Annotated in this window: 18 protein-coding genes; 11 read left to right on the top strand and 7 right to left on the bottom strand. The window is 67.0% G+C overall.

Annotation, left to right across the window (positions count from 1 at the left end):
- Position 1: 1 nt before the first annotated feature.
- Together QRM95_RS15200 and QRM95_RS15195 are read right to left on the bottom strand one after the other, a co-directional pair.
- Positions 2 to 1333: an MFS transporter gene (locus QRM95_RS15200; protein ID WP_285248373.1), complete on the bottom strand. Its 1332-nt coding sequence runs from the start codon at positions 1331 to 1333 to the stop codon at positions 2 to 4.
- Between the two features lie 163 nt (positions 1334 to 1496).
- A complete protein-coding gene (locus tag QRM95_RS15195; RefSeq protein ID WP_018760963.1) occupies positions 1497 to 2102 on the bottom strand; it encodes a helix-turn-helix domain-containing protein in 606 nt (201 codons plus the stop codon).
- Between the two features lie 160 nt (positions 2103 to 2262).
- Here QRM95_RS15195 and QRM95_RS15190 point away from each other — a divergent pair, with 160 nt between their 5' ends.
- The 8 genes from QRM95_RS15190 (at position 2263) to QRM95_RS15155 (ending at position 12968) form a co-directional block, all read left to right on the top strand.
- Positions 2263 to 2742, top strand: coding sequence for an LpqB family beta-propeller domain-containing protein (locus QRM95_RS15190; RefSeq protein WP_285248372.1), 480 nt, complete (start codon positions 2263 to 2265; stop codon positions 2740 to 2742).
- Positions 2739 to 4499, top strand: coding sequence for a DUF5671 domain-containing protein (locus QRM95_RS15185; RefSeq protein ID WP_285248465.1), 1761 nt, complete (start codon positions 2739 to 2741; stop codon positions 4497 to 4499). Before QRM95_RS15190 ends, QRM95_RS15185 begins: the two co-directional genes overlap by 4 nt.
- 545 nt (positions 4500 to 5044) lie before the next feature.
- The gene (locus tag QRM95_RS15180; RefSeq protein ID WP_018760959.1) at positions 5045 to 5143 is read left to right on the top strand and encodes a potassium-transporting ATPase subunit F; all 99 of its coding nucleotides are present in this window, start codon (positions 5045 to 5047) and stop codon (positions 5141 to 5143) included.
- Positions 5144 to 5150: 7 nt separating this feature from the next.
- Positions 5151 to 6818, top strand: coding sequence for a potassium-transporting ATPase subunit KdpA (kdpA, locus tag QRM95_RS15175; RefSeq protein ID WP_285248371.1), 1668 nt, complete (start codon positions 5151 to 5153; stop codon positions 6816 to 6818).
- Positions 6815 to 8950, top strand: a complete 2136-nt coding sequence (gene kdpB / locus QRM95_RS15170; protein ID WP_285248370.1) for a potassium-transporting ATPase subunit KdpB — start codon at positions 6815 to 6817, stop codon at positions 8948 to 8950. Before kdpA ends, kdpB begins: the two co-directional genes overlap by 4 nt.
- Positions 8951 to 8958: 8 nt before the next feature.
- Positions 8959 to 9570, top strand: coding sequence for a K(+)-transporting ATPase subunit C (gene kdpC / locus QRM95_RS15165; RefSeq protein WP_285248369.1), 612 nt, complete (start codon positions 8959 to 8961; stop codon positions 9568 to 9570).
- Positions 9571 to 9600: 30 nt separating this feature from the next.
- Positions 9601 to 12294 carry a DUF4118 domain-containing protein gene (locus tag QRM95_RS15160; RefSeq protein WP_285248368.1) on the top strand — a complete coding sequence of 898 codons (2694 nt, stop codon included), beginning with the start codon at positions 9601 to 9603 and terminating at the stop codon, positions 12292 to 12294.
- Positions 12291 to 12968 carry a response regulator gene (locus QRM95_RS15155; RefSeq protein ID WP_109045678.1) on the top strand — a complete coding sequence of 226 codons (678 nt, stop codon included), beginning with the start codon at positions 12291 to 12293 and terminating at the stop codon, positions 12966 to 12968. Before QRM95_RS15160 ends, QRM95_RS15155 begins: the two co-directional genes overlap by 4 nt.
- Positions 12969 to 13022: 54 nt before the next feature.
- On the opposite strand, the gene QRM95_RS15150 is transcribed toward QRM95_RS15155, so the two are convergent.
- The 3 genes from QRM95_RS15150 to QRM95_RS15140 all read right to left on the bottom strand — a co-directional run bounded on the left by QRM95_RS15150 (position 13023) and on the right by QRM95_RS15140 (position 15795).
- The gene (locus QRM95_RS15150) at positions 13023 to 14975 is read right to left on the bottom strand and encodes an ATP-binding protein (RefSeq protein WP_285248367.1); all 1953 of its coding nucleotides are present in this window, start codon (positions 14973 to 14975) and stop codon (positions 13023 to 13025) included.
- A gap of 101 nt (positions 14976 to 15076) precedes the next feature.
- Positions 15077 to 15484 carry an SRPBCC family protein gene (locus tag QRM95_RS15145; RefSeq protein ID WP_285248366.1) on the bottom strand — a complete coding sequence of 136 codons (408 nt, stop codon included), beginning with the start codon at positions 15482 to 15484 and terminating at the stop codon, positions 15077 to 15079.
- Entirely contained in the window at positions 15481 to 15795 is a 315-nt protein-coding gene (locus tag QRM95_RS15140) for an ArsR/SmtB family transcription factor (RefSeq protein WP_285248365.1), read from the bottom strand. Before QRM95_RS15140 ends, QRM95_RS15145 begins: the two co-directional genes overlap by 4 nt.
- A gap of 131 nt (positions 15796 to 15926) precedes the next feature.
- On the opposite strand from QRM95_RS15140, the gene QRM95_RS15135 reads away from it, so the two are divergent.
- Both QRM95_RS15135 and QRM95_RS15130 read left to right on the top strand, forming a co-directional pair.
- Positions 15927 to 16991, top strand: a complete 1065-nt coding sequence (locus tag QRM95_RS15135) for a lytic transglycosylase (RefSeq protein ID WP_285248364.1) — start codon at positions 15927 to 15929, stop codon at positions 16989 to 16991.
- A gap of 76 nt (positions 16992 to 17067) precedes the next feature.
- A complete protein-coding gene (locus QRM95_RS15130) occupies positions 17068 to 17802 on the top strand; it encodes an EAL domain-containing protein (protein WP_285248363.1) in 735 nt (244 codons plus the stop codon).
- Here the strand turns inward: QRM95_RS15130 and QRM95_RS15125 are convergent.
- Positions 17799 to 18104, bottom strand: coding sequence for a hypothetical protein (locus QRM95_RS15125; protein WP_285248362.1), 306 nt, complete (start codon positions 18102 to 18104; stop codon positions 17799 to 17801). The genes QRM95_RS15130 and QRM95_RS15125 overlap by 4 nt on opposite strands.
- Positions 18105 to 18151: 47 nt before the next feature.
- On the opposite strand from QRM95_RS15125, the gene QRM95_RS15120 reads away from it, so the two are divergent.
- Positions 18152 to 18511, top strand: a complete 360-nt coding sequence (locus QRM95_RS15120; RefSeq protein WP_285248361.1) for a VOC family protein — start codon at positions 18152 to 18154, stop codon at positions 18509 to 18511.
- A 59-nt stretch (positions 18512 to 18570) separates the two neighbouring features.
- On the opposite strand, the gene QRM95_RS15115 is transcribed toward QRM95_RS15120, so the two are convergent.
- A complete protein-coding gene (locus QRM95_RS15115) occupies positions 18571 to 20346 on the bottom strand; it encodes an FAD-dependent oxidoreductase (protein WP_285248360.1) in 1776 nt (591 codons plus the stop codon).
- Between the last annotated feature and the right edge of the window lie 12 nt (positions 20347 to 20358).

The raw sequence follows: 20358 nt of genomic DNA, 5'->3' as shown, positions 1-20358 counted from the left end.
CTTACTTTCCGACGAAGATGCCGTTGGAGCGGCGGGCGGCGAGGTAGAAAACGATGCTGAGGACGGAGAGGACGGCCACGTAGACCGGGAAGACCCAGGTGAGGTTCAGGGACTGCAGCCACACCAGGAGGTAGGAGGCGGTGCCGCCGAAGATTGCCACGCCGATGCCATAGCCCAGGGCCACGCCGGTGCCGCGGATGTTCTTGGGCATCAGGGACGAGCTGACCACGTTGTAGAGGGTCATGTTGAGGACCAGCACGATCGAGCCGCCGAGCAGGACGGCCGCGAAACCGCCGATGCCGGGCTGGACGTACAGGAGCATCAGGAAGACGGAGGGGATGGCCAGGACACGGGTCACCAGGAACCAGCGGGACATGGACCGGCCGTCGGCGAGCTTGCCGATGACCCAGCTGCCCACCACCAGGATGGCGCCCAGGATGGTGGTGAGGGCGAAGACGGCGGTGGGATCTTCCTTGAAGCCACTGCGTGCTGCGCTGGGCAGGCCCACGTTCCAGGCGTAGTTGTAGGCCTGGGCGGCGCCCACCACGAACACGATGGCGAGGACGGAGAGCCAGTGCTTGCCGACTCCGGACCACACGGACTTTGCGGTGGTGGCGGCCATTTCCTCGGCCTTCAGGGTTTCAGGCAGGGAACGGCGGAGGTAGAGCACCACGAAGCCGAACACGGCGCCGATGATGAACGGGACACGCCAGCCCCACTCCCCCATGGCCGCGCCACCGATCACCAGGCTGCAGACGAAGCTGACCAGGGATGCGAGGAGGATGCCGATGTTGACGTAGAAGGACATGATGCCGGCCACGTAGCCTTCGCGGCCCTCCGGGGCGAGTTCCACCGCGTGGGAGGTGGAGAGCGGCGCTTCGATGCCGGTGGAGATGCCCTGCAGGACGCGGCAGGCCACCAGGATAATGCCTGACCAGGCGCCGATGGTGGCGTAGCTGGGGGTGATGGCGATGACCAGGGTGGTACCGGCCATCAGCATGATGGACAGCAGCATCACGCGGCGGCGGCCGATGCGGTCTGCCAGCGTGCCGAGCAGGATGCCGCCCAGCGGCCGGAAGGCGAATCCGACGGCGAACACGGCCAGCGCGTTCAGGGTGGCTGAGAGCGGCTCGTCGTTGGGAAAGAAGTTGGGGCCGATGAAGGCTGACAGGAGGCCGAAGACCATCCAGTCGTACCATTCCAAGGCGTTGCCCAGGCCAAGGCCCAGGAGTCCCTTGCGGACTTCGGGCGTGAACTTTTCGCGGTTGCGGGGGGATGAGGTGGTGGAACGGGGTGACGGGACGGCATTGTCCGTCGCTTGGATGTCGAGCATGGAAGTGTCCTTACGCTGGCGCCGGGAACGACGCAGGAGGGTATGACGCAGCGGCGCCTGTTGGAGGATGCGCATGCTGCGAAGGTGGCAAGGATTGTCCGGGGCCACGTGCGGGGTCCGGGCAGTTAAGGGTGGACGTCGGCGCCGGCGGGGACCCGGACGCCTACCACTTGTGTGGTGCGTTCACCCAGATGGCTACGCATACCTCTTCGTAGCTGTTCTTGTACCAGTGCGGGGTCTCTGCCGGGTAGGTGATGGAGTCGCCCTCTTCCAGGCTGTAGCAGACGCCGTCCAAGTAGACGTCCTTGCGGCCCGAAATGATGTAGCAGAACTCTTCCCCGCTGTGGGTAAAAGGTGTCGCGCTGGTGTCGTGCCCTGGGGGCGTACTGATCCATTGCGCTTCGATGGTGCCGTCGCGGTCCGGGGTGAGCAGTTCATGGACTGCTTCGCCGACGGATTCGCGGGTGACGTTTTTCAGGTTGCGCCGTGCCGACCTGCGCACGACGGGGGATTTGGATTGTTCCTGGCCAATGAAGAACCTTCCCACGGGAATGTCCAGTCCATGGGCCAGCTGGGCAAGGGTTGTGAAAGACGGGTTGGCCATGCCGCGTTCGATCTGGCTGACGATCGCCTGGCTGAGTCCGGTGATGTCCGAGAGCTTGGCGAGGGTCATGCCCTTCTCCTTGCGCATGGCCCGCACCTTGTTTCCAACCGTGGCCAGCAGTTCGCTGGTGGCTGGAGGTGCGGTGGTGCTACTCTCGGTGGTCATCGATTGTCTTTCACTCGGTGAGCTAACTCACACAACTATAGTGAAGATTTCTGCCCAGTCAACGCTTTTTCTTAATTATGTTGAATTTTGGCTCTGACCCCTGCCCGGAACGGGCCTAAAGACACAGGTGACAGCGGCTGCCCGGATCCATACTCGTGCCATGGACGACGCAGCGCTTACAGAAGCACCACGAAGACCGGACCGGATCCTCCTCGCACTGCTGGGCATGGTGGCCTTGCTGGTGGTGGTTGCCCTGGCGGTGGTGTTCACCCGCGGCGAGCCGGCCCCGCTGGACCAGTCCAGCCCCGCCGGAGTGGTCCAGCGGTACAGCAGGGCAGTGATCGACGGCGACATTCCCACCGCGGAACAATTCCTCACCTCAGGTGCCCGCAGCAGGTGCTACGGCTCCTATTCCGGCGAACCCCGCCCGTCCCGCATCGTGTTGATTTCGACGACGGAGCGGACCGATTCGGCCACCGTACGGGTTTCGATCGTCCAGTCCCCCCAACGTGGCCCGTTTGGTCCGTCCGAGTATGAAATGGAGGACGCCTTCTCGCTCCTGAAGGTGAACGGACAATGGATGATCGACCAGGCGCCGTATCCCCTGATGGCCTGCACGGCAGTTCCGGTGAAGCCATGAGCGCCCCGGAACGCACCGCCACCCCCGCCCCCGCCGGCAGCCTGGCCACCCTCCGCCGGCTGATCATGTACGGCCTGCTTTTTGCCTTGGTGGTCATTGCCGCCTCGGGGCTGGGCGGACTCCTCGAGCGGCTCTTCCGGACGGCAACCACGCTGGTTTCCGGTGATGTGGCCGGGCTGGCCCTCTCCCTCGCCTTCACCCTGATCGGCGGGCCGCTGGCGCTGCTGCTGTGGTGGCTCGTGTGGCGGCGCCTCGACGACGAAGCCGAGCGCACCGCCGCGGGCTGGGGCTTCTACCTGACCGGGATGTACGCCGTCTCGCTCATCATCGCCACCACCTCCCTGCTGGACCTCGCCTCCTCCTTCATCGGTGCGCGGGACACCCAGTGGCCGTCCCCGCTGGCCAACGGACTGGTCTGGGCCGCCATCTGGGTGTGGCACCGGTGGATGTGGAAGCACCCCCGCAAGCCCTCGTCCCACCTCGAGGACGTGCGGGCCGTCGTCGGCTCCGTTTTTGGCCTGGTGCTGGGCGCCGGCGCGGCGATTGCGGCGTTGAGCGCGCTGCTGGACATTGCCATCCGCGGTTTCACGGCAGCAGCGTCCTTTGAACCCTGGTGGTTCGATGTCCTGCGGTCAGTGCTGTGGGCGCCCGGCGGAGCACTGGTGTGGTGGTGGCACTGGTTCCACGAGGGCGGCCGGCGTTTTCGGACCGGCCTGGTGGACGTTGCCATCATCGCCGTCGGCATCTTCGTTGCCGGCATCACCGCCCTGGGTGGCCTGGGCGTGGCCTTGTTCGTCGTGCTGCGGCTGGCCTTTGACCGGACCGATCAACTGAATATCCTGCTGGAGCCGCTGGCCCCGGCCATCGCGGCTGCCGTCATCGGAGCCGTGATCTGGCGCTACCACCGCACGGCCTCCGTCCGGCGTTCCACCCCGACCCGGCGTGCCAGCCTCCTGGTGACATCCGCCGTTGCCCTGGCGGCAGCAGCCTCCGGGGTAGGCGTGGTGGTCAACGCACTGCTGGCTGCCGCCGTCTCGCCGCTGGCGGGCGGCGCCACCCGCACCCTGCTCCTTGGCGGCATCAGCTCGCTGGCAGTGGGCGGCCCGGTCTGGTGGCTGGCGTGGAAACCGCGCCACCAGCCCCGGACGGCGGACCAGATCCCGCCCGGGCGGCGCGTGTACCTGGTGGCGTTCTTCGGAGTCAGTGCCGTCGTTGCCCTGGTCACGCTGCTGGTGATCGGCTACCGGCTCTTCGAGTTCCTGCTCAGTGACATCACGGCCGGAAGCGTCCTGGACCGGATCCGCGCCCCCTTGGGCCTCCTGGTGGCGGCCGGGCTCGTTGCGGGATACCACTTTGCATTGTGGCGGCATGACCGGACACTGCTCGCCGCCGCGGCCCCGGCGGGCAAGCGGGTGATCGAGTACATCACCTTGGTCAGCGGCTATCCGCCGGGCACCGTAGACCCCGAGGCCCTGGCCCGCGGCATCGCTGCCGCCGTTGGCGGAGCCAAGGTGACCACCTGGCTGCGGACGGACGACGGCGGTCCCGGCCCCACGCCGTCGTCCGCCCTTCCGCCTTCCCTGGAGGAGCTCACGGCGGATGCGGAGGCAGCGCTGGGCAGCGTGGCGGCACGGCACGTCCTGGTGCTAGCCGGCCCCGCCGGCAGGATGGAAATCATCCCGCTGGCGGGCGCCGATTCGCGGGCGCCGATGAGTGGGGAACCTCGGCGCAGGGCCGCCGTTCCGGGTTCCCAGTAGCGGAGATCCTCAAGATTTGCGCAGTTTATCCCGGCTGTGGACTAACCCTCTTCCCCCGCCATTGCAGGACTCCTAATGTGTGCATACAGGCTTGTCGAGGGGGACGCGTGAAAAGCTCAGTTGAAGATCCTCGAGGCGCTGCAAACCAGGACGCGGATCAGGTATCCGTGCCCGAGGTAAACGCTGAGCCTGACGTCCCCGAATGGACATCCGACTTCCTCCTTACGCTGCACAGCCAGGTCCGGTTCGCCCGCGCCGACTGGCCCTGAGCTTCCCGCCACCCCGCCATTCCTTCCTGGGCGTCCGCGCGCATTAAATCCGCGTTAAGATTCACGGCCTCGCCGTTAAGGATCCGTTAGGCCCGCCTTACAGTGCCACAACGGGCTATTCACTGGAACCAGGCCCCGCTTCCGGGGCACCAGTGAAAGGAACCTGATGGCCGACGTGGCTGTAATTGGAATCTTCGCGGCCTGCATGGGATTCGTCATGTGGATCGGTCACCTGCTGACCGCCGCGGCCCGCCAGGAGAAGGCGGAGGACGGGCAGTGAACGGGGACGCACTCATGTGGCTGATCCTGCTGCTGGCAGGGCTGGGCCTGTTCGGCTACCTGCTGGCCGCCCTGATCAAGCCCGGGAAGTGGTGAACGGCCGGTGGCCTTTAACACTCCTTCCTTCCTCATCCAGGTGCCGGCCCTGGTGCTGGCCCTTGCCGCCGTCCACAAACCCCTGGGCCTCTACCTCGCGCGCGTCTTCGACGGCACCGGTTCGAGCCGCCCGGAGCGGCTGTTCTACCGGCTCGCCGGCGTGGACGCCCACACCGAACAGGCGTGGCCAACATACCTCCGCAGCGTCCTGGTGTTCTCCGCCGTCTCCATTCTGGCGGTGTTCGGCCTTCAACGGGCACAAGGCCTGTTTCCCGGCAGCCCGGCGCTGCCCGGAGTTGACCCGTGGGTGGCCATGAATACCGCCATCTCCTTCGTGACCAACACCAACTGGCAAACCTATGCACCCGAATCCACGGTCGGCATTGCCGTCCAGATGCTCCTGCTCGCCGTCCAGAACTTCCTCTCGGCAGCAGTGGGCATCGTGGTGGCCGTGGCCCTCATCCGCGGCATAGCCCGAACCCGGACGGACAGGCTGGGGAACTTCTGGGTAGACCTTGCCCGGACGTCATTCCGGGTCCTGCTGCCACTGGCCACCCTCGCCGCCCTGGTGATGGTTCTCGGCGGTGTGGTGCAGAACTTCGCACCCACGGACGTGACCAACAGCGCCACCGGAGTCTCACAGGTTATCCCGGGCGGCCCGGTGGCATCCCAGGAAGCCATCAAAGTCCTCGGCACCAACGGCGGCGGCTACTTCAACGCCAATTCAGCCCACCCGTTCGAAAACCCCAACGCGCTGGTCAGCCTCTTCCAGGTGTTCCTGATCCTGCTGATCCCCTCAGCCCTGCCGTATGCCTTCGGCAGGATGGTGGGCGACCAGAAGCAGGGGCACACTGTAGCCGGCGTCATGGCCACGCTGTGGCTGGCATCCACCGCGCTGACCGGCTGGGCAGTAGCCACCGCGCAGGGGACCGCGACGGCCGCCGCCGGCGGACTGGGCGAAGGGTTTGAGAGCCGCTTCGGCCCGGCGTCGAGCGCGATCTTCGCCGCCTCCACCACCCTCACATCCACGGGCGCGGTGAATGTTGCCCACGATTCCTTGCCGCCCCTGGCCGGTGGCGTGGCAATGGTCAACATGATGCTCGGCGAAGTGGCACCGGGCGGCACAGGGTCGGGGCTCTACGGGTTGCTCATCCTGTCCATCATTTCCGTGTTCATCGGCGGCCTCATGGTGGGCCGCACCCCCGAATACCTGGGCAAAAAGATCGGCCCCACCCAGATGAAGCTTGCGGCCCTGTACATCCTGGTGACTCCGCTGCTGGTGCTCACCCTGGCCGGGATCACCGTCCTGCTCCCGGATGCCATGGCCAGCGCTCCGGCCACGGGACCGCACCAGTTCAGCGAGGTCCTCTACGCCTTCACCTCCGGCGCCAACAACAACGGTTCAGCATTCGGCGGCATCACCACTTCCGGCCCCTATCTTTCGACGATGCTTGGCGCGGCCATGCTGCTGGGCCGGTTCCTGCCCATCGTCCTGGTTCTTGCCCTGGCAGGTTCCCTGGCCCGGCAGGCCCGAATTCCCGCATCCACCGGCACCGTCCCCACCCACGGCGCGCTGTTCGGCACACTGCTGCTGGGCGTGACAGTCATCCTGACCGCCCTGAGCTACTTCCCCGCCCTCGCCCTGGGACCCCTCGCAGAAGGACTCCTGAAATGACCCGGTCCACCACGGACACCGCCCCAGGGGCGGAAACCCAAACCTTCGCCGACGGAAATCCGCTCGGCACCCCCGGCGCGCACAAGCACCACACCAAGGCACCCGCCAAACTCACGCCGGCCGCGGTCGGTGCGGCCCTGCCGCTCGCGGTCCGCAAGCTGGCCCCGGGCCAGATGATCCACTCGCCGGTCATGTTCACCGTCCTGGTGGGGGCCGCGCTCTGCACGGGTATCTCCGCTTTCCGGCCGTCAGTCTTTGGCATCACCGTCACCGCATGGCTCTGGCTCACGGTCCTGTTCGGAACCCTCTCCGAGGCCATCGCCGAGGGCCGCGGCAAGGCGCAGGCTGACAGCCTCCGCGCCGGCCGGAAGAGCGTCCAGGCCAGGCTGAGGCTGCCGGACGGAACCACCAAGGAAGTACCGGGCACGGAACTGCGCCTGAACGACGTAGTGGTGTGCGAGGCCGGTGATGTGATCCCCTCCGACGGCGAGATCATTGAAGGCCTGGCCAGCGTGGACGAATCCACCATCACCGGTGAATCCGCGCCGGTGATCCGGGAATCGGGCGGCGACCGTTCCTCGGTCACCGGCGGCACCCGCGTGCTCTCCGACCGGATCGTGGTCCGCATCACGGCCGAACCAGGCCAGACCTTCATCGACAGGATGATCCAGCTCGTCGAGGGCGCGGTCCGGCAGAAGACACCCAACGAGATCGCGCTGCACGTGCTGCTGGTGTCGTTGACCATCGTCTTCCTCGTCGTCACCATGACGCTGGCCCCGTTCGCCGCCCTTGCCGGCGCGGCGCCGTCGCCCATTGTCCTGGTGGCACTGCTGGTCTGCCTGATCCCCACCACCATCGGCGCGCTGGTCCCGGCCATCGGCATCGCGGGCATGGACCGGCTGGTCCAGCACAACGTCCTGGCCACCTCCGGACGTGCCGTGGAGACGGCGGGTGACATCACATCCTTGCTGCTGGACAAGACCGGAACCATCACGTTCGGCAACCGCCGTGCCGTCCACTTCCACCCGGCAGCTGGTATCGACCGGGCCGAGCTGATTGAAGCCGCGCGGCTCTCCAGCCTGGCGGACGAAACCCCGGAAGGCCGGTCGATTGTGGACCTGGCGGCCGAACACGGCGTGCTGGGCCCGGACCTGGCCGCGCTGGAATCGGGCGCGGAGACGTTGGCTGTGGTCCCGTTTTCGGCCACGACGCGCATGAGCGGGCTGGATCTTGGCGGCCGGATGATCAGGAAAGGTGCGGCCTCCACCGTTGGCCGTTTCGCCGCCGATCTGGGCGCCCGCATGCCCGGGGAGGTGGAACGCCAGGTGCAGGATATTTCGTCGCAGGGTGGCACTCCCCTGCTGGTTGCCACGGCCGATGCCGCCGGCGCACGGGTCCTGGGGACCATCCACTTGGCGGACGTGGTGAAACCGGGCATGCAGGCCAGGTTCGCGGATCTGCGCAAAATGGGGATCCGGACCGTGATGGTCACCGGCGACAATCCCGTCACCGCCAAGGCGATCGCCGCCGAGGCCGGGGTGGACGACTACCTGGCCGAGGCCACCCCGGAGGACAAGCTGGCGGTGATCAAGAAGGAACAGGCCGCGGGCCGCCTGGTGGCGATGACCGGGGATGGCACCAACGATGCCCCTGCGCTGGCGGCGGCGGACGTGGGCGTGGCCATGAACTCCGGCACGCCTGCAGCCAAGGAAGCCGCGAATATGGTGGACCTCGATTCGGACCCCACCAAGCTGATCAACATCGTGGGGATCGGAAAGCAACTGCTGATCACCCGCGGCGCGCTCACCACCTTCTCGGTGGCCAACGACGTCGCCAAGTACTTCGCGATCGTCCCGGCGCTGTTCACGGCGACGTTCCCCGGGCTTGGGCTGCTGAACATCATGGGCCTGGCCACGCCGTCCTCCGCCATCCTGTCGGCCGTGATCTTCAACGCGTTGATCATCATCGCCTTGGTGCCGCTCGCGCTGCGCGGCGTCAAGTACCGCGCCATCTCGGCCAGCCAGGCCCTGGGCCGGAACCTGTTGGTGTACGGACTCGGCGGCCTTATTGCCCCGTTCATCGGCATCAAAATCATCGACCTCCTCATCTCCCTCATCCCCGGCATCGGCTAGGAATCCCCATGAATGCGCTCACCGGTTATCTCCGACAGTCGGGAACGGCCATCCGTTTCCTGTTCCTCGCCACCGTGGTGCTTGGCCTCGCCTACCCGGCCGCCGTCTTTGGCGTCGGGCAGCTGATTGCCCCGTACCAGGCGAATGGCTCCATCCTTCGCGACGGTGCCGGCGCGCCCGCGGCATCGGCGCTGATCGCCCAGGTGAAGGACGACGACGGCACGCAGGACCCCGCCTGGTTCCACGCCCGTCCCTCCGCCGTCGGCTGGGACCCGGCGTCGTCGTCGGCCTCCAACCTGGGCCCCAACGACGCCAAGCTGACCGATGCCGTCAACGCCAACCGTGCCGCCGTGGCGGAGGCCGAGGGCGTGCAGCCGTCCGACGTCCCCGCGGACGCCGTCACCGCCAGCGGGTCGGGGCTGGATCCCGGCATCTCCCCCGAATACGCCCGGCTCCAGGTACCGCGGGTTGCCGCCGCCCACCAGTTGGGCACCGAGGCGGTCCAGGCCCTGGTGGACAAGAACACCAGCAGTGGCCTTGCAGCGTTCCTGGGCCAGCCCACCGTCAACGTCACGGCACTCAACCTCGACGTGGCGGCGGCCGGATCGCCGCGGTCCTGAGCGGCGTTGCCGGAGTGGAAGAATAACGGCATGGCACGTGGAACGCTGCGGATCTTCCTCGGGGCGGCGCCCGGGGTCGGCAAGACCTACGAGATGCTCGAGGAGGCCCACCGGCTGGCCAACCGGGGCGAGGACGTGGTTATCGCGTTCGCCCTTGACCACGGCCGGGCCGAAACCCGCGCCCTCATGGCAGGCCTGGAAACCATCCCGCCCCGGCGGCTGCCCTACCGCGGCACCGAGTTCGAGGAAATGGACCTGGACGGGGTCCTGCACCGCGCCCCGGCCACTGCGGTGGTGGACGAATATGCCCACTCAAATGTACCGGGAAGCCGGCACGGTAAACGCTGGGAGGACGTTGACGAGCTCCTCGACGCGGGCATCAACGTCCTCTCCACCGTCAACATCCAGCACTTGGCCTCGCTGGGCGACGTGGTGGGCACCATCACGGAGGTCCGGCAGGCCGAGACGGTGCCCGACGAGGTGGTGCGCCGCGCAGACCAGATCCACCTGGTGGACATCTCCCCCGAACTGCTGCGCCAGCGCCTGGGCGAGGGAAAGATCTACGCCCCGGACAAGGTGGACGCCGCCCTGGCCAACTATTTCCGGCTGGGAAACCTGACCGCGTTGCGGGAACTGGCCCTGTTGTGGCTGGCGGACAGGGTTGATGAAGGCCTGGCCCGGTACCGGGCGGACAACGACATCCAGGCGACCTGGCCGGCGCGGGAGCGGGTGGTGATTGGCCTGACCGGCGGACCGGAGGGCGAGATCCTGATCCGGCGCGGGGCCAGGATCCTTAACCGGGTCAACGGCGGGGACTTGCTGGCCGTCCATGTCCGTGCGGCGGACGGGGTGGTCCATGAGTCCCCGCAGTCCCTGGAGGCCCAGCGACGGTTGATCCAGGACCTGGGCGGCAGCTACCACATCGTGGCCGGGGAGGACCCGGCAGCGGCCCTGCTCGATTTTGCGCGCAGCGTCAACGCCACCCAGATCGTGGTGGGCATTTCACGGCGCGGCAAGTTCGCGGGCACGGTGGGCGGCCTGCTGGGCGGGGGCATCGGCACGCGGGTAGTCCGCGATTCCGGGGACATCGACGTGCACATGGTGTCCCATCCCCTGGGCGGCCGGGGAGCCGGTCCACGGCGCGAGCGCGACCTGGGCCGCGTCCGCGTCACGGTGGGTTTCATCCTTGCCGCGGTGCTGCCGGTGGTCCTGCAGCTCCTGCTGGCACTGGACCCGGACCCCGGCGTGGCCACCGCCATCCTGGTGCAGCTGACCGGCTCGGTCACTGTGGCCCTGGTGGGCGGCCTGTGGCCGGCGGTGCTCGCTGCCCTGTGGAGCAGCCTGCTGGTCAACTACTTCTCGACGCCTCCCGTGGGCACCCTGACCATCAGCGATCCCCACAATTTCTTCTCCCTGCTGGTCTTTGTAGGGGTTTCCGCCGCCGTCGCCGTGGTGGTGGACCTCTCCGCGCGGCGCTCCAAGGAGGCCTCACGGGCCCGCGCCGAGGCCACCACGCTCTCCGACCTCACCCGCGGGGCCGTCCGGTCCGAGGATGGCGTGAAGGACCTGCTGCAGCAGGCCCTCGACGTCTTCAGCGTCCGCGGGGCAGCTTTGTACGGCAGCGGCCCGGACGGCAATGAACGGACGACGGCGGCGTGGCGGCTGGTTGCCGGCGCGGGCGAGGTGCCGGTAGAGGTGGGACCAGGGGGGTTTTCCAGCACGGGTTCCGGCGCTCCGTTCCCTGGCGATGCAGGCACCGAAACGACGGAGAACATCGATTCCGCCACACGGCTGGTGTTGTTCGGCCGAGCGCTTCCCGCCGGAGACCGGAGGCTGCTGGCGGCCTTCGGCGTCCACCTTGCCGCCCAACTGGAGCGGCAGCAGCTGGCCGACAGCCGCCGTGAAGTGTTGCGCCTGGCCGAGGGCAACACCATGCGTACGTCCATCCTCCGCGCGGTCTCCCACGACCTCCGCACTCCCCTGGCCAGCATCAAGCTCTCGGTGGGAATGCTGTTGCAGAAGGACCGGCACTACGCCCCGGAGCAGGAGCACGAGCTGTTGCAGACCATTGATGAGTGTTCCGACCGGCTGGACCTGCTGGTGGGGAACCTGCTGGATATGTCCCGGCTCAGCTCCCCGGGGGCCGAGCCGCTCCTGCGGCCCGTGCGCTGGTCCGAGGTCATTCCCAGCGCCCTCCGGTCCGTCCCCGCGGGCAGGGTTCGGGTGGAACTGCCGCCGAATATGCCTGAGATCGAGGCGGACCCCGGGATGCTGGAGCGGGTGATCGCCAATGTGGTGGAGAACGCGGTCAAGTACGCGCCGGGTTCCGATATTGCCGTGGTGGGCGGCGCCGGCGGCCTGAGCAACACAACGCTGAAGGGGCAGCCGGCCGGAGAGATCAGTATCATCGACCACGGCCAAGGCGTTCCGGCAGAGAGAGTGGTGGAGATGTTCCGTCCGTTCCAGCGGCTGGACGATATTCCGCAGACCACCGGCGTGGGCCTGGGCCTGGCCGTAGCCAAGGGATTTACCGAGGCGATGGGCGGCACGCTGACCGCGGAGGAGACCCCGGGCGGCGGACTGACCATGGTCATCCGGGTACCGCTGTCCACCGGCTTTCCCGACGACGGAACCCGCGGACAGGCGCCCGTGGTGCCCCAGTCGTTCCTGGCCCGGCAGATCCACCAGGCCCCGTTCCAGGCAACAAGGGCGGACCAGCAGTGACGGGCGTCCTGGTAGTGGATGATGACCCGCACCTGCTGCGGATCCTGAAGCTTGCCCTCGAAACCAGCGGCTACGCGGTCACCACTGCCGTTGACGGGAGGTCAGCCCTCTTGGCCGCCACCCAGAATCCGTTGGCCCTGGTGATCCTGGACCTTGGGCTGCCGGACATCGACGGCGTCACCGTGATCAAGGAACTGCGGGAATGGAGCCGTGTCCCGGTCCTGGTGCTCTCGGCCCGGCATACCTCGGAGGACAAGGTGGAAGCCCTGGATGCCGGCGCGGACGACTACCTGACCAAGCCGTTCGGACCGGATGAACTGCTGGCCCGGCTGCGGGCGCTGCTGCGCCGGTCCGCGGACCTGCAGGCACCGGAGCCGGTGGTGGTCACGGAGAACTTCACGGTGGACCTGGCCAAGCACCGGGTGAGCCGGGAGGGAGCGGATGTCCGGCTGACGCCCATTGAGTGGAAGATCCTTGAGATCCTGGTGCGGAACCCGGAAAAGTTGATCACCCACCGGCAGCTCCTGACCGATGTGTGGGGTCCGGCCTATGCCAAGGACTCAAACTACCTGCGCGTCTTTATGGCACAGCTGCGCCGAAAACTCGAGCCGGACACCGGAAACCCCCGCCACCTGCTGACCGAGGCGGGCATCGGCTACAGGTTCCAGCCCTGAAGCGGCGCTGGCGGTGGCACCCCACCTACGTGGTGTCACCCGGCGTACGTGCTGTCACCCGAGGAACGTCCGGTGGACCTCACTGCCGTAGCGGCCGATGATGCTGCGTTTGGCCTTTCGGAAGGCGTCAAGGTCGCCGGCGTGGCCGTTCTGTTCCACCCGGCGCCGCGCCAGTTCCTCCGAGATCACGTCGAGGAACAACTCGGCCAGCAACAGCCGGGCGGAGTCACGGAACCGGCCGCGGCCATCGACGTACAGCTGCACGGTGGGTGCGGCGGTGTTGATGATGACTTTGCGCTCCGCCTCGTTGTAAACGGCCCGGTCGGTGCTGTTGTGGAGGTTGCGGAAGTCGTAGCCGGTGAAGAGGTCAACGCCGTGGTCCCGGCCGGGACGGTGGGCCTGGTGGCGCGCGCCCGGCGGGGTACCGGCACCGGGGACGGCAGGGTGCGGCGGCTGGTCCGCGCTTCGACGTGAGGCGTGTTCGGCGATGACGATTTCGCTGAGCGCCCAGTAGTCCCCGGCACGCACGGTGATCTCCCCTTGGTCTCCGGGCCGGTCCCCGGTAGCCGTCCATTCAAGCCGGGTTGTGTCCTGGACACCCGAAACGGGAATGGACACCGGGACCGGGACCAGGCGGATCGATGCCGGCAGGCCCACATCGAATTCCAGGGTCCCGCCGGCGGGGAGCTGGCCGGGATCCAGCAGCAGGGCCACATGGAACGGATGCCCCGGCGGGCGGTAGTAGAACGGCGTGGTGAACCGCAGCGCCGCGGACGCCGGCTCCCCGGTTCCCGGAGTTCCGGCATCGCGGACTGGTCCGGTGTCCAGGCCCAGGTCCAGGACGGCGGCAGCGCTCATGTGCTGCAGCAGGTGTTCGATCATTTCGGCAGTGCGTCCGGAGGTGGTGGCGCGTTCCAGGTGGGTGAGTTTTTCCTTCTCTGCCTGCACGGCGCCGGCGATCATCCGGCTCACGGCGGCGGAGAAGGCGGCAACGAACGGATCTTTGGGGTTCAACCCCTCGCGTTCGTCGCTGATGATTGCTTTGCCCCGGCCCAGCATTTCAGTCAGCGCCGGGCACCTGACAGTGCCGAAAAGGTACTCCGTGCCTACCTGGTTTTCGTAGTCGAACATCTGGCAGTCCAAGACGGCCATACCGGATTCCACCACCAGGCCGGCGGTGCGATCGTCGCCCTTCATGGCCAGTTCAACGCCGTTGGCCCGCTTGAGCGTGACGGTGAAGGCATATTCCACGCCGTCAACGGTGAAGGTTCCGGGACGGTCGGGGCCGATGAGCGTGTCCGCCGGGGGTTCCTCGAAGCGGATGGCGTCCCTGCTGTAACCGTCGGTGCCCACGGTCCCGGGCACCAGTTCCACGTTGCGGCGGCCCAGCACGTCGCGCAGGTAGATGTTGTCGGCGAGCAGCTGCAGCAGGGTCGCCTGCTGCGTGATCGTGGCACGGGGGTTGTCGACGACGATGGTCACCTTGGTGCCGTTCCGTTCCCCGGCGGGGATCCCGCCGTCGTCTATTCCCAGCCGGGCGTAATCCGCGGGGAAGGCCTGGCGGTCGGCGCCGTCGTCGTCGTAGAGATAGCCGCCGTTCTCGCCCCGGAAGACGTCGATGCGGGTGAACCTGCCGCCCTGGATGGTTTCGATCCAGCCGTGGCCCAGACCGAAGATGGCCTGTTTCAGTCCGCGCCCGAAGTACCCACGGCCGGCGCCCTCACCGCGGGCCAAGGGGCTGTGTGCGCCGCCGTAGCTGAGGATCCGGCCGGCCTGTTCGAAGGACATTCCTTCCGCCTGGTCGCTGACCGTCAGGACCGCGCCGGCGTGGTGCCGCTCATAGCCCACCACGATCCTGCCGGTGACCTGGCCGCCGGCCCTTTCCAGGCGCGCGTAGCTGTCGTCGCTGTTGGTGATCAGCTCCACCAGCGCCTTTTCCACCGAGGCGAACCGCCGGGAGTCGATTCCGATCACGCGCTGGTCCACCTGGATTTCCGCGACGGCCATGCTTGATACCCCGCTTACACGTGAAGCTGCTGGTGGCTGGTGGCCGCCTGAAGACTCATCGACGGGCCAACTACGTGGAGCGTAGCAGGTATGCGCCGATCTCAGGAGACCTCGGCGAGCAGCCCGTCCATCCGCGCCAGCAGGCCCGGCCAGCCGTTGCCCATGCCTTCGATCGCATGGCGGCCCAGGGGGGTATCGAGGCGGAAGCCGGCGTGTTCGAAATGGAGGATCGTGCCGCCGTCAATGGGTTCCAGCCGCCAGGTGATGGTGGTGTCCAGCTGGCCTTCGGCGAAGAGGAAGCTGATGGACGTGCCTGGGTCCACGGCGAGTACCTCGCACTGCTGCCGGCCCCAGGAGTCCATGTCCATGGTGAAGCGGTGGCCCACGGCGGGTGCGATGTTGCCCGGCGCCCACCACCGGGCCAGCAGTTCGGGTGTGGTCAGTGCGGCCCAGACCGCCGCGGCGGGGTGCGGGAAGCGGCGTTCGAGCCGGATGGCGGTATCTGTCATGACGGTTTCTCCTCGTCCAGAAGGTCGGCCAGCGCATCCAGCCGCTGGTTCCAGTAGTGCTCAAAGTGCTTCACCCAACCGCCGATCTCGGCGAGGGCGGCAGGCTGCAGGTGGTACACCCTGTTCCTGCCCTGGCGTTCTTCCCGGACAAGGCCCGCCTCGCGCAGGACGGCCAAGTGCTCGGAAGCGGCGGGGCGGCTTAGGTCCAGCAGCCCCGTGAGTTCTCCCGCCGTTCGGGGCCCTTCCCGGAGCTCGTCGAGGATGACGCGCCGCGCAGGGTTGGACACGGCGGCAAAAACATCAGGAAGCACAAAGACAGTATATGTCGGAATTATCCGACGCATACCCGCATTGGCTGAAGAGCGGAGGGATCATCCATTAGGCCCTCTTCTGGTCCGCTGCGGACCATCGCGGCAAAGCCGAACGCATTGGGGGAACATTTATGGCGGAAACCAGAAGTACATCCGGGAGGGGCACGCACGCCGTCCACGGCTGGTCCGCCGCCGCACTGGCCGTCCTGTTGCCGCTGGGGCTGGCGGCATGCACCTCCCCAGGGCCCCCAGCCGCCGCAACACAGGCCGCTCCCACGGAAACCCCATCGTCCACCGGGTCCCCGGGCGGGGAAGCCACCCGCGATTCGTTCGGCAACGTGGACTTCTACACCACGGCCGCGGGCGATACTCCCGCAGCCGTAGCGGCGGCACATAAGCTTTCCGAGGGGAAGCTGCTTCAATTCAACGGTCTACAGCCCGGCGTGACGCTTGCCCCAGGCACGCGGCTGCGGCTGATCCCGGCCGCACCCCTATCAGGGGCCAGCGGGCCGGCCGACATTGACCCGAATGGAATTCCAAGGAGCTACGCAGTTCAATCCGGCGACACGTTGGGCGGTATCACGTACCGGTTCAACCTCACCGAAGAGCAACTGGCCGAGGCCAACAAGGTTCCCTTTAGCTACGAAAGGGGCGGCAACTACTTCATCCGGGCGGGAATGGTTCTCCAGCTTCAAAAGAATCCGGTGGACAGCAGGTCCGGCTCAGGATCATCCGTAAACAACTCCTTCGGACAAACGGTCTACTACACCACGGTGGACGGGGATTCGTTCGACTCCCTTGGCTATGAGTTCCGCTCAACCACGACGCAGATCCTGCTGTACAACCCGTCACTGGCTGCGGATCAACCCATCCCGGCGGGAACACGGCTCCGGCTTATACCGGGTGACTTGAAGATCGACGGAGCACAGGGCACCTTCACCACCGACGCCCAAGGGATTCCGCTCACGTACACCACAGCCCCGGGCGATACCGAGCAGCAGATTTCATTCCGGTTTGGCGTGACTCAACTGAGATCGGCCAACCGTCCGAGCAAGGGCACCGGCGGGGCATGGTACGAATTCACCGACCTGCCAGGCGGCGAGCTTGCGGCGGGTCAGACCATCAGCGTGGCCTTGGATAAGCCCATCAACAATCCGGAGCGCCCGCGCACCTGCCCGGCTGTGTCCTACTCTTGAGTAACCATTCGAGAGGACCCCAACTTTGGCATGCGACGGCTGCACCGCATCTTCACGGCTTGATTTCGACTACAGCATGGCTTTCCAGCCGATCTATGACGCTGTTGCCGGCAGGGTGTGGGGCTATGAGGCGCTGGTCCGGGGCGTGGCCGGCGAGGGCGCGTACGAGGTCCTGCGGAGGGTTTCCCCGGAGCAGAAGTACCGCTTCGACCAGGACTGCCGCGTCAAGGCCATCGAACTCGCGGCGCGCCTCTTCCCGGCCGGCGAGGACCTGATGCTCTCCATCAACTTCATGCCCAACGCGGTCTACGAACCGGCCGCCTGCCTCCGCGCGACGCTGCTTGCGGCCGCGAAAGCCAACTTCCCGTTGTCCTCGATCATGTTCGAGTTCACGGAGAACGAAGAAGTCACAGACACCGCCCACCTGACCAACATCATCACCGAATACCGCAAGCACGGCTTCATCACGGCGATCGACGACTTCGGGGCCGGCCATGCGGGGTTGGGGCTCTTGGTCGACTTCCAGCCGGACCTGATCAAGATCGACATGAAGCTCATCCGCGGCATCGACGCCAGTCCCGCCCGGCAGGCAGTGGTCGCCGGCATCGTGGCCATCGCCGGGGAGCTCAACATCACGGTGCTCGCCGAGGGCATCGAAACGGAGGCGGAATACCGGGTGCTGCAGGCAGCCGGTGTCCGCCTGCTCCAGGGCTATTGGTTCGCCAAACCGGCGTTCGAGCAACTTCCCAAGATCCATGTCCCCGTGGCCACCGCTGGCGGCATGCAGGACCTGGCGGTCGTCCCCCGCTAGCGGCGGCCGGAGCCGGCCCGACGTCCCGCAACCACGCCTGCCCAGAACGCAAGCACCAGCAGTCCCACGCCGGCAACAGCCAGGCCCGCCTGCGTGCCTTGAGTGATGAACGCAGCGCCGTTGGCGCTGAAAGGCTGGTTGCTCAGCGGAGCGTAGGCAACCCAGCCGGTGAAGTCGCGGTTCAGGTACGCGACGAGGCAGCCGACCAGCACTGCCGCGAGGCCGAGGCAGGGCACGACGGCGGCGGTCAGTCTGGCGCGCTTGGACGGTTGGTGTTCCCCAGGTGTGTTGTTTTCCCCCATGCAGGCGAGTCTAGCCGGGCCGCGGCCGCCCGGTTTAGGCTGGGCGGATGTTGACCATCGGCACCATCGTCCTCGGCGTCAACGACGTCGCCGCCGCCACCGCCTTCTGGCATGGCGCCCTCGGCTATGTCCCCCGGGAACCTGGCAACGAAACCTGGGTGACCCTCGAGCCGGCGTCGGGCCCCGGCGCCCACTTGTCCCTCATGCTGAGCGAAACCCGGGTCCAGGCCTACCCGCGGATCCACCTGGACCTGTACGCGGACGATCAGGCCGCGGAGGTGGAGCGGCTGGTCTCCCTCGGCGCCAAGCACGTGGACTGGGATATGTACCCTGACGACCCGGACTTCGTGGTGCTCGAGGATCCGGACGGCAACCGGTTCTGCGTCATCGACAAGGGTCCGGAGTAGCGTCCCTGGCAACAGTAAGCCGCTGCACTGCCATGGCGTGCCTTGGCGGCCCGGCTGCGTTAGGCCATGGCTGCGTCCGGTTCGTTGGCGTCCTGGTCCTCGTAGCGGGTGGCGTCCGCGAGGTCCCGGCCGGCGATGTAGCCGAATGTCAGTGCCGGGCCAAGGTTGATGCCGCCTGCCGGGTAGTGGCCGCCCATCACCGAGGCTTGGTCGTTGCCGGCGACATAGAGGCCGCTGATAGGCTCGCCCCGTGTGTCCAGGACGCGTGCCCGTGAATCTGCCGCGAGCCCTGCGAACGTGCCGAAAGATCCGGGGACAATCCTCACCGCGTAGAACGGCCCCTTCTCCAAAGGCCGCAAGGAGGGGTTGGGCCTGTTCCGGGGGTCGCCGCCATACCGGTTGAACTCTGTCTCGCCGCGTTTGAAATCGGGATCGACGCCCTTGCGCGCGTTGTCATTGAACGCTGCCACGGTGGCGGCGAGGCCTTGGGGATCGATGCCGCACGCCTCAGCAAGTTCTTCGATCGTCCTGCCCTTTTTCAGGTAGCCGGAGCGCAGGTAGGGGAACAGCGGGACGGGCAGCGGTTTGGCCATACCCAGAGGGAACTTGCGGACGAACTCGGCGTCAGCAATCTGCCAGGCTTCGACGGGTTCGCCCTCTGGAGTCGCCTCGAGCAGCCCTTCCACGTAGTCGTAGTAGCCGTTGGCCTCGTTGACGAAGCGTTTGCCGTCCCGACGCACCCCGATGCTGCCGGGCTTGGCACGGTCCATGATGTGCGGAAACGTCCCGGTACGACCGTTGCGGTAAGGGACCAGCGAGACCGGGCACCATGCGGCCGGGGACGCCACGTCCGTCTCGAAACGGGCGCCCACTTCCTGCGCCATTGTGATGCCGTCGCCGCTGGTTTCCTGGGGCGCCAGGGTCCAGTGCTCGCGTCCGGTGGGTGTTTTGGGGAACAGCTCCTTGCGGAGGGAGGCGTCCCGGGGAAAGCCTCCGGCGGCAAGGACCACCCCGCGTGCGGCGTTGATTTGCAGCCCGCCATCAGGAGAATCGACGACGGCGCCGACCACCTTGCCGTCAGCGTCGGTGATGAGGTGCCGGGCAGGGGTGGAGACGCGGATTTGCACGCCCAGGTCATCTGCGGATTTCAGCAGCCGTCCGGTAAGCGCGGTTCCGTTCACCAGCTGCATGTTGCGGCGGTGCGTGAGGAGGTCCAGCAGATGGAGTCCCACCCGCCAACCTGCGTGGAAGATTCCACGGACGTTGCCTTGGGACGCGGACAGGAATTTGGTGAGGTCCGGCCCGGCCATGATGCCCATGCCCAGGAACGATGTTTCGTACAGCTGATGGCGCATCTTGGCGCGCAGCTCCGGCTTGATCCGGCGCGCATTGAACGGCTTTGGCCCGACGGAACGGTTGCCCGTACCGGCCCCGGGAGTGCTGCCGTAGATGTCCTGGATCTTGGTTCCGGGCACGAACTGGAGGCTGGTTTTGTTGTGGAAGAAGCCCACCATGTGCGGGACGGCTTCCAGGAAGGCATCCACCCTGTCTTCCCGGTAGTTGCGGCCGAGGCGGTGGCGCAGGTAGGTGCGGAACAGTTCGGGGTCCTCGCTAACGCCGGCGGCCTTGGCCAGCGGGTTGCCGGGCGTCCAAGCCCAGCCGCCGGACCAGGAGGTGGCGCCGCCGCAGACGTTGGCTTTCTCCACCACGATGACTTTCAGGCCGTGGTACGCGGCGGTGACGGCGGCGGACAGGCCACCGGCTCCGGAACCGACCACCAGGACGTCGCAGTCCACGCTGGGCCGGGCATCAGGAGTGTTCAGGGGTGCAGTCATGTCAGTGCTTTC

The organism is Pseudarthrobacter sp. efr-133-R2A-89 (genome assembly GCF_030209315.1).
In the GTDB taxonomy this organism is placed as follows: Bacteria; Actinomycetota; Actinomycetes; order Actinomycetales; family Micrococcaceae; genus Arthrobacter.
This window is presented reverse-complemented; position numbering and strand designations above follow the sequence as displayed.